The sequence below is a fragment of the Streptomyces sp. NPDC006476 genome (assembly GCF_040612015.1).
GTDB classification, from domain to species: domain Bacteria; phylum Actinomycetota; class Actinomycetes; order Streptomycetales; family Streptomycetaceae; genus Streptomyces; species Streptomyces griseorubiginosus_B.
In genome coordinates this window covers 1-13,051 of the sequence record NZ_JBEXPK010000129.1, presented here as the reverse complement: position 1 = coordinate 13,051, position 13,051 = coordinate 1, and the positions used below count along the sequence as shown (strand labels likewise).

The window sequence follows — 13,051 nt, the reverse complement described above, 5'->3', positions numbered from 1 at the left end:
TCGCCACACGCTACGAGAAACGGGCCTACACCTACCTCGGCACAGTCACCCTCGCAGCACTCATCGTCTGGCTCCGCACATGATCCGAGAAACAGAGCCTAAGTCCCCCTCGAACAGTCCGATCCTGGCGTGATCCAGGACCCGTGTGCCCGCACGCCGGTCCGGAAAGATGAATCCCGATGAAGCTCTCCCGCGCATCGCTTGCCGCCGTCCCGCTGGCTCTAGCCCTGGCCGCCGGCACGACCGCTTCCTTCGCCGCCTCCAACGGCTCCGGCGGCACACCGAAGCCGGCCGTCCGGGCCGCTCAGGTCACCTCCGGGGGCGGCGTCGAGACCAACGCCGTGCTCCCCAGCGTCGGTCAGACCTGGCGGGCCGATTACGGCGACAACACCGTCTTCGGCCGGTTCGTCGTGGAGCTCACGTTCACTTCCGCGACCCAGATGACCTTCCACGTCACCGAGGGGTCGATCAAGGGCTCCGCCGACACCGTCACCCGGGTCCGCCCCGGCCTCTACATGGTGCGCTGGCACGAGCCCAGTTGGGCGCCTACGTCACCCAACGTCGAGGACTACGTCCACCACACCGCCGCGTCCAGCTCCGTCGCGGGAGACCAGTCCATGCAGATGAACGGCAGCCTCACCAAGGCCGGCTGACTGGGGCAAGAGTCGGGCCGCGGCCGGGTCATCCGGGCCCTCGCCAAAGGTGGCCTGGCCGTGATCCGGTCCCGCGGCACGTTCCAAATGGGCCTGACCTCCGCGGTGTTGGACGTCTACCGAGTGCAGTCGGGCAAGGTCGTCGAGCACGGGGAACCCGGAAACAGGGAAGCCGGGGCTCTGCCTCACAGCAGCGCCCCGGCTTCCACCAATCCGCGACCCGGCGCGCACCCAGGAACGCACGACCCGCGATCTCAGAGGGATGCCTTGTACATGTCGGTGAAGGTCGCGTCGAGGCCCGGGCTCGCTTCGATGAGCTCGGTCATGCCGGGAAGGACGTCGCGGGTGTCGAAATAGGCGACCCGGGAGTCGGATCCGACGGACGCGCTGAACACGGTTTCATATCCCTTCCGGTGCATCGCCTCCACCGTTTCGTCGAAAGCAGTCGTGGCATAGCCGAAGTGGTGGAAGCCGTACCCCTGCTGGGTGATCACGTCGCGATGTACCGACGGCAGTTCGTCCGCGGGCTGGATGAGTTCGTACTGCATGTGCCCGCCGAAACCGAGCGCCACGTGCGCGCGTGCCTGGGAGGGTTCGCCCCGGTAGCGCGGATTCTCGCCGGCGAAGTCACGTAGGACAGTCCACGGACCGACCCGGAAGCTCTCGCTGAACCGAGCCATCGCGGCGTCGAGATCCTCGACGACGAACGCCATCTGGATGAGGCCGTCGGTGGGTTGGCCGAAGTCGAACAACATGGCAAATCCCTCACAATGATCGAACAGTTGGATTGCCTGCGTGGCGTACCGGCCGTGCGGGGCGGCGAAGTGGCCGCAGACGAAGTAGGGCCGGCGTTGTCGGCCCGGGAGGCGTCCGCGCCGCACCGCGGGCGCCTCCCGGGCCGCCGCCGCGGTTGGTGTGCCATCAGGTGCATACCAACCGTTCAGAGCCGCCACCGCCCGCGCGTCGCACGATTTCCCGTGCCGTTGACGATGGCGGCCGCACGTTCTCACCCAGGAGAGTGCAGTCAGAACGGGCTGCCGCCCATGATCACCCGTTCCTCCGGCGGGATCGGGTCGAGACTGACGTGGACCTCGATGCAGGACGGCCGCCCGCTCTGGAGAGCCTTGGCGAGGGCCGGCGCGAGCTCGTCGAGAGTGCGGACCTGGTAGCCGTCCGCACCGAGCGCGATCGCGGCGGCGGCGTAAGAACCGTTCTCCAGCCGGTTGTTGACCACGCGGTCCTTGCCGTGCACGATCTCCTGCGCGTGCAAAGTGGCGCCCCAGGCCCGGTTGTTGAGCACGACGACGATCGCTCCGAGCCCGGCGCGCACCATCGAGTCGAACTCGCCGAGGCTGTAGCCGACGGACCCGTCACCGGTCACGAGAACGACGTTCGTGCCGGGTTCGACCGCTGCCTGCGCTCCCAGTGCGACCCCCACGCCGACTCCCATGGAGCCGAGATAGCCGTGGCAAAGGAACGCGGACACCCGCGCCTCGGAGATCGTTTCCGACAGCCAGAGGTAGGTGAGTGCGCCATCGGCGACGACCACCGACGACTCGGGCACCGCTTCCGCGATGGCGCGTACGGCATCGTACGGGTGGACGCGCTCGTCGTGGACGACCTGAGCGGCCACGGCTTCGCGACGCCGCTGCAGGTGCGCCCGCAAGGTGTTCCGCCAGGCCGCCAGATCCGGACCGGTCGCCTGCCTGGTCGCGAGCCCCCGGTTGAGGTCCTGGAACACCGGCAGCGGGTCGGCGGCGACCGACAACTCGACGGGTTGCAGGTGGCCCAGCTCGGCGCCGGAGGGATCGATCTGCACCACACGCGCGTCACGCGGGATCAGCGCGCCCGAGCCGTGCGCGGTCGTGAGACCGAACCGGAGACCCGCCATGATCACCAGGTCGGGTTCTTCTCCGGGCGGTAGGCCGTGCAGCGATTGCAACAGACCGAAGTTCATGGGGCTGCGCGAGATCGCGCCGAGGCCCTCGTAGTCCGACATCAGGGGCACGCCGAGTCGCTCGGCCAAAGCGCGAAGCTCGCCGTCGGCGCCGGATCTCGGCACCTCGGACCCCGCGACGATCACCGGCCGCCGGGCCTGAGACAGCAGCCCGAGGATCCGGTCCGCCCCGGCCTGGGAGAGCCCCGGCCCGAAGTCGGCGCCGTGCAGGAGTTCCGTCGCCAGGTCGGGCATCTCGTCGAGCTGCTCGGTCAGCACGTCCCAGGGGATGTCCACCAGCACGGGCCCGCGCGGCGCGGACAGCGCGGTGCGGATCGCGCGGGCCAGGATGCGGGGAATCAGCGAGGCGCGCGTCACCCTATGCGCCCACTTTGTGACGGGTGTGGCGATCGCGACCTGGTCCAGCCCTGCCTGCAGGGTGTTGGTCTGGTCGTCGGCGAGCGGCCCGGACGCGGCGAGGTAGAGCACGGGAGTGCGGTCGAGGTGGGCGTTGGCCATCGATGTCACGGCGTTGGTGAACCCGCCGCCGGCGGTGAGCAACGCGACCCCGAGAGCGTTGCGCACGCGTGCGTAGCCTTCCGCCGCGTGGCCCGCGTTCATCTCGTGCCGCGTGTCCACGATGGGCAGCTGATGATCGAGTGCGGCCTGGTACACCGAGTCGATGTGCGCGCCATTGATGCCGAACATCCTGTCGACACCGGCCTGCTGGAGGAGACGGACGACGAGGTCGCCACCGGACACACGGGTCATGGAATGCTGCTTCCTTTCCGGACGCGGACGTCAGACGCAGGTTTCGCCGCCGTCGACGGCCAGGACATGACCGGTGACGAAACTCGCCCGTGGGGAAGCGAGCCAGTACGCGGCTTCGGCGACCTCCCGCGGCCCCGCCACGCGGCCGAGCGGGGTCCCGGCCGCCGCGGCGGCGGGGTCGAGGTTCTCGTGTTCCTCCAAGTGCCGCAGCATTCCGGTGCGGGTCAGGCCCGGGGCTATCGCGTTGATACGGATCCCGTGCCGGCCGTGCTCGGCGGCCGCGGACTTGGTCAGCCCGACGACGCCGTGCTTGAACGCGGAGTACGCGGCCCCGCCCCCGGGGTTGCCCACCAGGCCGGCGACCGATGACGTGTTCACGATCGCGCCGCGCCCCTGCGGCACCATGACGGCGAGTTCGTGTTTCATGCACAGCCACACGCCACGCAGGTTCACCGACTCCGACAGCTCCCAGCTGTCGCTGCTGAGCTGCTCGATCGGGCCCACAGGGGGCGCGATTCCCGCGTTGTTGAAAGCGGCGTCCAGAGTGCCGTAGGTGTCGATCGCCGTGGCGACCATGTTCTCGACGTCTTTTTCCACCGAGACGTCCACCTGAACGAATGTCGCCTTGCCACCCGCCGCGGTGATGGTGAAGACGGTCTCGGCGGCGGACTCGGAGCGGTCTGCCGCGACCACGGCCGCGCCGCGCTCGGCGAACAGTTCCGCCGCCGCCCGCCCGATGCCCGAACCGGCACCGGTCACGAGCACGACCGATCCCTTCATGTCGTGTGCCGTCACCGTCGGGCCCCCTTCGCGGTCAGGATCTCGTCGTAGATCGGGTTGGCCAGGACCGTCCGCTCCACCGCGGCTCGGCGCGGGTCCCCCTGGTCGGTGGGTACCGACGCGAGGATCGCGTCGAACCGCCGGGCGAGCAGTTCCCGATGCTCGGCATGCGTCAGCACGTAGAGCCTTTCCTCGTGAATCGCTTGCAGGACCCGCACGCCCACTTCCCGCGGCTGGATCGCCGCCTCATGCAGATCGGCCTCCGCGCTGGCGCCCGGGGCCTGCGTCCGTGGCTCGCCAGGGGGCGGCGGTCCCTTGTGGATGTTGGTTCGGACGATGCCCGGCGTCAGGACTGAGACGTTCACCGGGGTGCCCCTCAGTTCGGCTGCCAGCGCCTCCATCAGCCCCACCACACCGAACTTCGCGGCCACGTAGAGCGCTCCCGGTGTGCCCAGCAGACCGCCGATCGACGCGGTCGAGACGATGTGCCCCGGGCGGCCGGAGGCCAGCATGCGCGGCAGGAAGGTCCGGATGCCGTTGAAGACGCCCGTGAGGTTGATGTCGAGCACCCAGTCCCACTGTTCGAAGGTCGCCTCGGCCAACGGCGCGAGGAATCCGACGCCCGCGTTGTTGACCAGCACGTCCACGCCGCCGTAGTCGGCGTCGAGACGGTCGGCGACGGCCGCGAACGCCTCCCGGTCCCGTACGTCGAGCTGAATGGACTCGGCCTCGGCCTTGCCGATGCTCGCGAGTTCGCGTTGCGCGCTCGCGAGTGTCTCTGCGACGACTCCGCAGATCACCACGTTCATTCCGGCCTGGCACAGGACCTGCGCCACGCCGAAACCGATGCCGCTGTCCCCGCCGGTGATGAAGGCGGTCTTGCCCGCCAAATCTCGCATGGTGGGTGTTTCCTTTCCCCGCGCAGGCCGCGGGTGTCTTCGATCTCACGCTGCGACGGCCCGGGCGAGGGGGAGCGGCTGCCGCGCCGGTGCACTGCTGGGTCGGCGCGGCAGCCGGGCCGCCGGCCTGGGACGGTCAGTCGTTGCTGCGGTGAGCGTCGATGGCTCGGTCCAGCGTGGCGTGGTCGGCCCAGCTGCCGTGGAAGCCGAACGGCACCCGGCTGGGGAGCTTGACCCGGGCCAGCGGGGTGCGGCGCAGGTCAGCGGCGTCGTGGATGAGCAGTTCGGTGAGGTTGGTGGTGCGGTTCCACCACAGGGAGAGCAGGTAGCCGTCGTCCTCGGCGCTCGCGTTCTCGCGGGCCACAAAGACCGGTTCGCCGGGGCTGGTCAGGCCCTCCGGACCTTCGACGACGGTGGTGTGGTCGAGGAGGTAGTCGTGGCGGGCCAGTCCGTCGGACATGATGTCGTCGGCCAGGCCGCGCGTGGTGACGAAGTAGCCGTAGCGGTTCGGGCGGCCCGTGTACGCATCGTTGATCTTCGGGAACTCGCCGAAGACGCCGCTGATCATCTCCTCCGTGGCCCGGCCGGTCGCCAGGTCGACGCGCCAGCGGTAGGGCTGGGCCGGGGGGAACCACTCGTGGGAGGTCACCGGCGTGCCGATGCGGTCGATCGGGGTGCCGAGCCGGCTGATGCGGTGCCCGTCGATGACCAGTTGGCCGTCCTGCTCGTAGGCGTTGAAGAAGTGGGTGTTGGCCCAGTGGCCGCCGAGCTCGTGCCAGGTGACCTCATGGGTGTGACGGTTCATCAGGACGATCTGCACGCCGTGCTCGAGGGACTTCTCGTCCCAGACCACGCCGGGCCTGCTCTGTGCCACCAGGTCGAAGCGGAACTGGGCGGGTGTGACGAAGAAGATGGCGTAGGTGTCGCTGACGGCGAAGTCGTGCATGAGGACCGGCACGCCGATGTCGAAGGAGTACGAGTCGATGATCTGGCCCGTCTTGACGTCGGCGCGGTACCAGGTGATGGTCGATCCGACGGCGGCGAAGAACAGCATGTCGCCGCTGTCGGGGTCGGTCTTGTAGTGGCCGGTGCACAGGACGTCGATGCCGCCGTGGAAGTCGTACGTGCCCAGCGTGCGCAGCGTCTCGGGGTCCAGCGCGTGCGGCAGTCCGCCCTCGAAGTAGACGATCAGGTGGTCGTCGAAGACGCCGGCGTTGATGTTGGCCACGTTCTTGGCGCGCGGGGCGCCCTCGGGCAGCCGGCCCGGGGTGCCGCCGTTGACGAAGCCACTGTAGATCGCCTCGCCGGCCTCCACCTCGACCTTCATCGAGTCGGTCTCCACCCAGCGGGTGCGGTAGGCGGCCCGGCCCTCGCGCAGGTAGATGCCGCACACCATGCCGTCGCCCTCCCACCAGTGGTAGCGGTCGGTGTTGCGCGGCTCGAAGCGGGGGTTGGAGGAGACGCGGAACAGCGCGCCCGCGAGGTCGGACGGTATCTCGCCGTCCACCTGAAGGTCGTACGCCTCGCTCTCCTCCGTCCACGGGGCGAAGGGGCCGCCCAGGAACTTGTTGTCCGTGGACCAGCCGGCTTCCGCGTGCGAGGGGGCGGCGGCCTGTCCGCTCCGGCGGGGGGCGACGGTCATGGGGGTCGGGGGAACGGGGGTCGGGGGCATGGAGATCTCCGTGTGGTTCTGTGGGGCGGGCGGTCAGAAGGGGTAGTGCGGGAGCTCGCCCCGGACGGTGACCCACTGCTGTTCGGTGAAGGCCTCGAGGTTGGCGGCCGCGCCGCCGTGCCGGGACCCGGTGCCGGAGTCGCCGACCCCGCCGAAGGGGATGAGCGCCTCGTCGTTGACGGTCTGGTCGTTGATGTGGACGAGCCCGCTGGGCACGCGCTCTGCGAGGGCGAGGCCCTTCATGACGTCGCGGGTGAGGATGCCCAGGGACAGTCCGTATTCGGTGTCGGCGGCCAGGCGTGCCGCCTCGTCGAGGTCCTGGAAGGGGACGACGGGCGCCACGGGGCCGAAGATCTCCTGTGCGTAGGCGGGCGCGGTCAGCGGTACGTCGGTCAGCACGGTCGGCCGGTAGAACAGGTCCTCGTAGGTGCCGCCCGCGGCCAGCCGGGCACCGGCCTCGACGGTCTCGGTGACGATGCGGTGGATTTTGTCGCGCTGTCCGGCGTCGATGATCGGGCCGAGAGCGACGTGTTCGGTGGTCGGGTCGCCGACCGGGAGCGCGTCGGCGTGCTGGGCGAGCAGGGCCGTGTACTCGTCGGCGACCGAGGCGTGGACGAGGTGGCGGCTGCTCGCCATGCAGATCTGGCCGGCGTGCACGAAGGAGCCCCAGGCGCCCACCGAGGCGGCCTTGTCCAGGTCGACGTCGTCCATGATGACGAGCGCCGAGTTACCGCCGAGCTCCAGGTGGGCTCGCTTGAGGTGCTGGGCGGCGGCGATGCCGATGGCACGGCCGGCCCGGGTGGAGCCGGTGAACGCGATGACGGGGATCTGCGGGTGTTCGACGACGGCGGCTCCGACGTCCGCGCCGCCGGGCAGGACGTGCAGCAGACCGGGCGGCAGGCCGGCCTCCTCGAAGACGCGGGCAAAGACGATCCCGCCGCTGACAGCGGTACGCGGATCCGGCTTGAGGACGACGGCGTTGCCAAGGGCGAGTGCCGGGGCGACCGCCCGCATGGCCAGGATGACTGGCACGTTGAACGGGGCGATCACCCCGACGACCCCCACCGGCACTCGCCGGGCGAACGACAGCCGCTGCTGCCCGGAACGCAGCAGCTCACCGTAGGGCGCCCCGGCGAGCGCGGCGGCCTCGTGGCACTCCTCCGCGCCGCCGCTGGAGACCTGCAGCGCGGCGAACGGCCGGATCGCGCCGGACTCCCGCATCAACCAGGTCTCGATCTCCTGCTGGTGCTCCTCGAAGAGTCGCGCGGCGCGGCGCAGCACGGCGGCGCGGTCGGAGTACGGCCGGGCGGCCCATTCGCGCTGGGCCCGCACCGCCTGCTCAACCGCCCTGCCCACGTCGGCCGGGGCGGCGGAGCCGACGCGGCCCAGGGGCTTGCCGGTGGCGGGCTCGACAGCGTCGTACGTCTCGCCGGAGCCGCTGATCCACTCGCCCAGGCCGGAGAAGATGCGGCCTTCCCAGGTGCTGCTGTCCAGAAATGTCATGGTGTCCCGTTCCGCTTGGTGCGCGTGTCGCGAAGGTTATGTGTCGTGTCTCGAAGATGGTGAGGTGGGGCGATTTCCGACCTCGGTTCCGGTTTCATCCCGCAGGCCACCCTGCGAAGGTCCTGTCCCCGCCGTCGTACGCGTCGCTGTCCGGCCAAGATCGCTCCAGGCCGAGCACGGCATCGGCCGCCAGCGCGCCCGGACCGGCGGCGGAGAGCAGCAGACAGATCGCGAGGAAGAGGAAGTCGACCTCGGCTCCGCCCACGCCATTCGGGCCGAGGACGCCGGTGTGCCAGACGTTCAGCTTGATCCAGAACCCGGTGATCACCATCTCTGTGCACAGCAGGACGGCGACGGCCCGGGTCAGCAGCCCGGCGATCAGGAGAGCGCCGGCGGCGATCTCGAACGCGGGGACGAGTCCGCTCAGCAGGCCGGGCACGGGCAGCCCGAGAGGCTTGAGGACGCCGTTCTCCCAACCGTTGATGGTCACACCGAACTTGTAGAGCCCGTGCAGGATGAACAGCCAGCCGGTCACGGCTCGCAGAATCAGGAGCGCGGCACTGTGCAGCCCGGCCATCCGGGACGTCGTACTGCGGTACAAGCGGAACACGGGGCTCTCCTTCGGGGGTGGGCATGGGAGTCGATGGACGGCCGCCGGACCTGCCGCAGCCCGGGCCTTCAGTGCATGGCTTCGCAGCGCCTCGGCCTTCGAGATGGCGCAGTCCATGGCCTCTTGCAGCGCGGAGGCGCGCCCTCCGCACTGGCTGGTGCGGCTCGGCCGGCGTCCGAACAGGTCATGGGGTTTGCCTCCAGTAGCGGCTTGAGCGGTCCCAGCAGGCTCCCCAAAGCGATACATGCGTCCCGCATATCCGGACTTTCATAGCGTGATACAGGACGCTGCACCGGAGGGGTGCACGACGTCAAGAGGTGTGGAGTTGCGATTTTCCTCGGTTGACTGTGCCCCACGCATCGATCTAGTGTCCCATAAAACGAAACGCACGTCCCGCAAAAGGAGACATGTAATGGCGATCACCGGGTTGGGTCACACCGGCTTCTGGGTCGACGACCTGGAGAAGATGCGCGACTTCTACGAGCGGGTGCTGGGGCTGACCGTCACGGACGAGGACGAGGAGAAGGGCATCGTGTTCTTCTCCGCACGGCCGGCGGAGGAGCACCACGAGTTCGTTCTGCAGCGGGGCCGCACCGCCCCTGCCGGCGCCAAGCTCACCCACCAGGTGTCGTGGCGCGTGGACTCGCTGGAGTCGATCATCGACTTCCATCACCGGTTCCGCGCCGAGGGCATCGAGGTCCAGCAGGAGGTGACGCACGGGAACGCGATCGGGATCTACTTCTTCGACCCCGAGGGCAACCGCAACGAGGTCTACCTGCGCATCGAGCGTGACGTGCGCCAGCCGTTCCGCAAGACCCTCAACCTCGACCTGCCTCCGCAGGAGATCTTCGCCGAGGTCGAGCGGCTGCTGACCGAGGGCGGCCCGGCCTACCAGCCGGCGCAGTAGCCCTCACGACCGCAGAAGGAACGACCGAAGCAACGGCGGAAGGCCCCTCATGACAGAACCCTCGGTACGGCAGCCCGCCGTGCTGGTCGTCGGCGCCGGCCCGACCGGCCTGGCAGCCGCCCATCTGCTGGGCTCCCGCGGCGTACCGGTGCTGCTGGTGGAACGCAACGCCACCACGAGCAACGATGCCAAGGCGATCAGCCTCGACGACGAGTCGCTGCGCACCCTGCAGTCGGCCGACGGCCTCGACGAGGCGGTCTACCCGATCCTCGTGCCGGGCACCGGAACCAGGTACTTCGGCGTCGGCGGGCGGCCGCTCGTCCACGCTCGCGGCACCGGCGACCAGCGCTTCGGACATCCGTTCAAGAACCCCTTCGCCCAGCCCGACCTGGAACGCGTGCTGCGTGAGCAGTTGCGTCGCCTCCCCAGCGTGGACGTCCGCTTCGGCACCCGGCTGACAGGCCTCGTCACCCAGTACCCCGACCGCGTGGGCGTGTCGCTGCGCACGGGCGGGGAGGACGGGCCGGTCGAGGAGCTGGACGTCTCCTACGTCCTCGGCTGCGACGGCGGCCGCAGCACCGTACGCGACCTGCTGTCCATCCCCATGCAGGGGCGCAGCTTCACCGACGAGGTGTGGCTGGTGGTCGACACCCTTCACGACACGCACGACCAGCGCTTCGGGATGCACCACGGCGACCCCGACCGGCCCGTCGTCATCGTCCCGGGCCAGGGCGGCCGTTGCCGCTACGAGTTCCGCCTGAAGCCCGGCGAGTGCGAGGCGGGGTCCCCTCCCGCGTTCACTCTGGTGCGCCAACTCCTCCAGCCCTACCGTGAGACAACGCCCGAGCAGGTGGAGCGCGCGGTCGCCTACAGCTTCCACGCGCTGCTCGCCGAGCGGCTGCGGGACGGGCGCTGCTTCCTGCTCGGCGACGCCGCGCACATGATGCCGCCGTTCGCCGGACAGGGCCTCAACTCCGGTGTCCGGGACGCGGCCAACCTCTGCTGGAAGATCGACGAGGTCTTGGCAGGCCGGGCCGGTGACGCGCTGCTCGACACGTACGACACCGAGCGGCGCCCGCACGCCCGCGCGGTGATCGACCTGTCCGTACGGCTCGGCCGGATCGTCATGACCACCAGCCGCCCGCGCGCCCTACTGCGCGATGCGCTGGTGCGCGCGGCCATGCTCACCCCGCCGGGCCGCCGCTACCTCACCGAGATGCGCTACCGCCCCGACACCCGCGTGACGTCGGGAGCCGTCGTCCGCGGGGACGGCCCAGGCCGTGAACTCGTCGGCACGATGCTGCCGCAGCCGCAGGTGCTGCACGGCGCGCACCATCGCCTCACACGGCTCGACGACCTTCTCGGACCGGGCTGGAGCCTGCTCGGCATCGACGTGACCGACACCGACTGGACAGCCGTCGCGCGAACCGGCCTCCCGGACGCCACCCCTGTGGACGTCTCCCTGGACGACCGCGCACCGCGCGAGCGCGCCGGCCGGGTGGGGATCGCCGACGCCGACGGCCGGCTCGACGCCCTCTTCACCGGGCTGACCGGATCCTTCGTACTGGTACGGCCCGACCGTCTGGTCGCCGCCGTCTTCCGGCCCGACCAAGCCGCACACGTCGACGCGGAGCTGCGGCGCTTCGCCGCCCGCCCCCTCACGGCCACCGTCCCTCCGCAGGCAGCCACCGCCGCCACCGATCCCCAAGTCCAGCACGACTCCCCAGGAGTACACCGATGAAGCTCAGCACCGTGCGCGTGGCCGATGACCGGACCGCCGCCGCCCGGCAGGAAGGCGACGAGCTCGTCCTGCTGCCCTTCTCCGACGTCGGCGCACTGCTCGCCGGCGGCGACGACTGGCCCGAGCGGGCGGCCGCCGCGGACGGCGAGCGCCTCCCCCTGGCCGAGGCTTCCCTCGCCCCGCTCATCCCCCACCCCAACAAGATCATCTGCCTCGGCCTCAACTACGCCACCCACATCAAGGAGATGGGCCGGCCCACCCCCGCCCACCCCACCCTGTTCGCAAAGTACGACGGCTCCCTGGTCGGCGCCCACGACGACATCCACATGCCGCCGGTCAGCGACGACCTCGACTGGGAAGCCGAGCTGGCGGTCGTCATCGGACGCAGCGGCCGCCACGTACCGTGCGAGACGGCCCTGGAGCACGTTGCCGGCTACACGGTCGCCAACGACGTCACCGTCCGCGACTGGCAGCACCGCACCCGCGAGTTCCTCTCGGGCAAGACCTTCGAGGCCACCACACCCGTCGGCCCCGCGCTCGTCACCCCCGACGAACTCCCGCCCGGCGCCTGCGGGTTGACCATCTCCTGCAGCGTCGACGGCCACACCATGCAGAAGTCCAACACCGCCGACCTGCTCTTTGACGTCGCCGACACCATCGCCTACATCAGCACCATCATCACGCTGCTGCCCGGCGACCTCATCCTCACCGGAACCCCGGGAGGAGTCGGCGCCGGCCGCGACCCGAAAGTGTTCCTCCGGCCCGGACAGGAACTCGTCACCACCGTCGAGGGCATCGGAGAACTGCGCAACACCGTCGTCAAGGACCAGCTGTAGACCGGGCAAGCGGGCAGCCGGGCGCGGCCCCCACCGGTCCGCGCCCACCCGCTAGAGTGTCTCGCATGTCAGGAGACACGTCCCCCAGCTACCGCGACCGCAATTCCACCGCTGACCGGGCGCTGGACATCCTGACCATGTTCGACGACGTCCACCTCGTCGTCTCCGGCACCGCCGTGGCGGAGCGGCTGGGCGTGGCACGCTCCACCGCCTACCGCTACCTGCAGAGCCTGGTCGCCGGACGCTTCCTCGAAGAAGCCCCCGGCGGCGGCTTCCGGCTCGGCCTGCGGGTGCTGGAGATCGCCCGGCTGGCCCGCCGCAGCTACGGCCTCTCCGAAGTCGCCTTGCCGGCGATGGAGGCGCTCGTTGAGGAGACGCACGAGACCGTCCTGCTCACCCGCCGCACCGGCGACCTGGTGGTCTGCGTGGACCGCGCGGAGAGCACCCGCGCGGTCCGGATCTCCTACGAGCGCGGCAGCGCCCTGCCCATCAACGCCGGCGCCTCCGCCCTCGTCCTGCTCGCCTGGAGCCCGGACGACGAGGTCCGCCGTCTGCTGGAGGCCGCCGAACTGCGCCGGTTCACCGCTGCCACACTGACCGACGTCGACGCCCTGATGGAACGCATCGGCCGCATCCGCCGCCTCGGCTACTCCATCACCCGCGGTGAACTCGACCCCGACGTGGTGGGCATCGCAGCGCCCATCCGGGACGAGAACAAGCAGGTGGTCGCGGCGGTGAGCGTG

The 13,051-nt window shown here is 70.1% G+C and carries 12 protein-coding genes; 5 read left to right on the top strand and 7 right to left on the bottom strand.

Annotated features, from left to right (window positions below):
- The first annotated feature begins 179 nt into the window (after positions 1-179).
- Positions 180-653, top strand: coding sequence for a hypothetical protein (locus ABZZ74_RS50000; RefSeq protein WP_356950792.1), 474 nt, complete (start codon positions 180-182; stop codon positions 651-653).
- A gap of 254 nt (positions 654-907) precedes the next feature.
- On the opposite strand, the gene ABZZ74_RS49995 is transcribed toward ABZZ74_RS50000, so the two are convergent.
- From ABZZ74_RS49995 to ABZZ74_RS49965, 7 genes are all read right to left on the bottom strand, one after another.
- A complete protein-coding gene (locus ABZZ74_RS49995; protein ID WP_356950791.1) occupies positions 908-1,606 on the bottom strand; it encodes a VOC family protein in 699 nt (232 codons plus the stop codon).
- Between the two features lie 71 nt (positions 1,607-1,677).
- Positions 1,678-3,360 carry a thiamine pyrophosphate-binding protein gene (locus ABZZ74_RS49990; protein ID WP_356950790.1) on the bottom strand — a complete coding sequence of 561 codons (1,683 nt, stop codon included), beginning with the start codon at positions 3,358-3,360 and terminating at the stop codon, positions 1,678-1,680.
- Between the two features lie 30 nt (positions 3,361-3,390).
- A complete protein-coding gene (locus ABZZ74_RS49985; protein ID WP_356950789.1) occupies positions 3,391-4,155 on the bottom strand; it encodes an SDR family oxidoreductase in 765 nt (254 codons plus the stop codon).
- A complete protein-coding gene (locus ABZZ74_RS49980; RefSeq protein WP_356950788.1) occupies positions 4,152-5,039 on the bottom strand; it encodes an SDR family oxidoreductase in 888 nt (295 codons plus the stop codon). Before ABZZ74_RS49980 ends, ABZZ74_RS49985 begins: the two co-directional genes overlap by 4 nt.
- A 136-nt stretch (positions 5,040-5,175) precedes the next feature.
- Positions 5,176-6,711, bottom strand: a complete 1,536-nt coding sequence (locus tag ABZZ74_RS49975; protein ID WP_356950787.1) for a carotenoid oxygenase family protein — start codon at positions 6,709-6,711, stop codon at positions 5,176-5,178.
- 33 nt (positions 6,712-6,744) lie between these two features.
- On the bottom strand, positions 6,745-8,214 hold the full coding sequence (locus tag ABZZ74_RS49970) for an aldehyde dehydrogenase family protein (RefSeq protein ID WP_356950786.1): 1,470 nt from the start codon (positions 8,212-8,214) through the stop codon (positions 6,745-6,747).
- Between the two features lie 94 nt (positions 8,215-8,308).
- Positions 8,309-8,824 (bottom strand): DoxX family protein, encoded by a 516-nt coding sequence (locus ABZZ74_RS49965; RefSeq protein ID WP_356950785.1) that lies wholly within the window; start codon positions 8,822-8,824, stop codon positions 8,309-8,311.
- Between the two features lie 412 nt (positions 8,825-9,236).
- Here ABZZ74_RS49965 and ABZZ74_RS49960 point away from each other — a divergent pair, with 412 nt between their 5' ends.
- From ABZZ74_RS49960 to ABZZ74_RS49945, 4 genes are all read left to right on the top strand, one after another.
- On the top strand, positions 9,237-9,731 hold the full coding sequence (locus ABZZ74_RS49960; RefSeq protein WP_356950784.1) for a VOC family protein: 495 nt from the start codon (positions 9,237-9,239) through the stop codon (positions 9,729-9,731).
- A 49-nt stretch (positions 9,732-9,780) separates the two neighbouring features.
- Entirely contained in the window at positions 9,781-11,472 is a 1,692-nt protein-coding gene (locus tag ABZZ74_RS49955) for a bifunctional 3-(3-hydroxy-phenyl)propionate/3-hydroxycinnamic acid hydroxylase (protein ID WP_356950783.1), read from the top strand.
- On the top strand, positions 11,469-12,308 hold the full coding sequence (locus ABZZ74_RS49950) for a fumarylacetoacetate hydrolase family protein (RefSeq protein ID WP_356950782.1): 840 nt from the start codon (positions 11,469-11,471) through the stop codon (positions 12,306-12,308). The genes ABZZ74_RS49955 and ABZZ74_RS49950 overlap by 4 nt, the downstream gene beginning before the upstream one ends.
- Before the next feature lie 65 nt (positions 12,309-12,373).
- On the top strand, positions 12,374-13,051 hold a 678-nt coding region (locus ABZZ74_RS49945), incomplete at its 3' end, for an IclR family transcriptional regulator (RefSeq protein ID WP_356950781.1).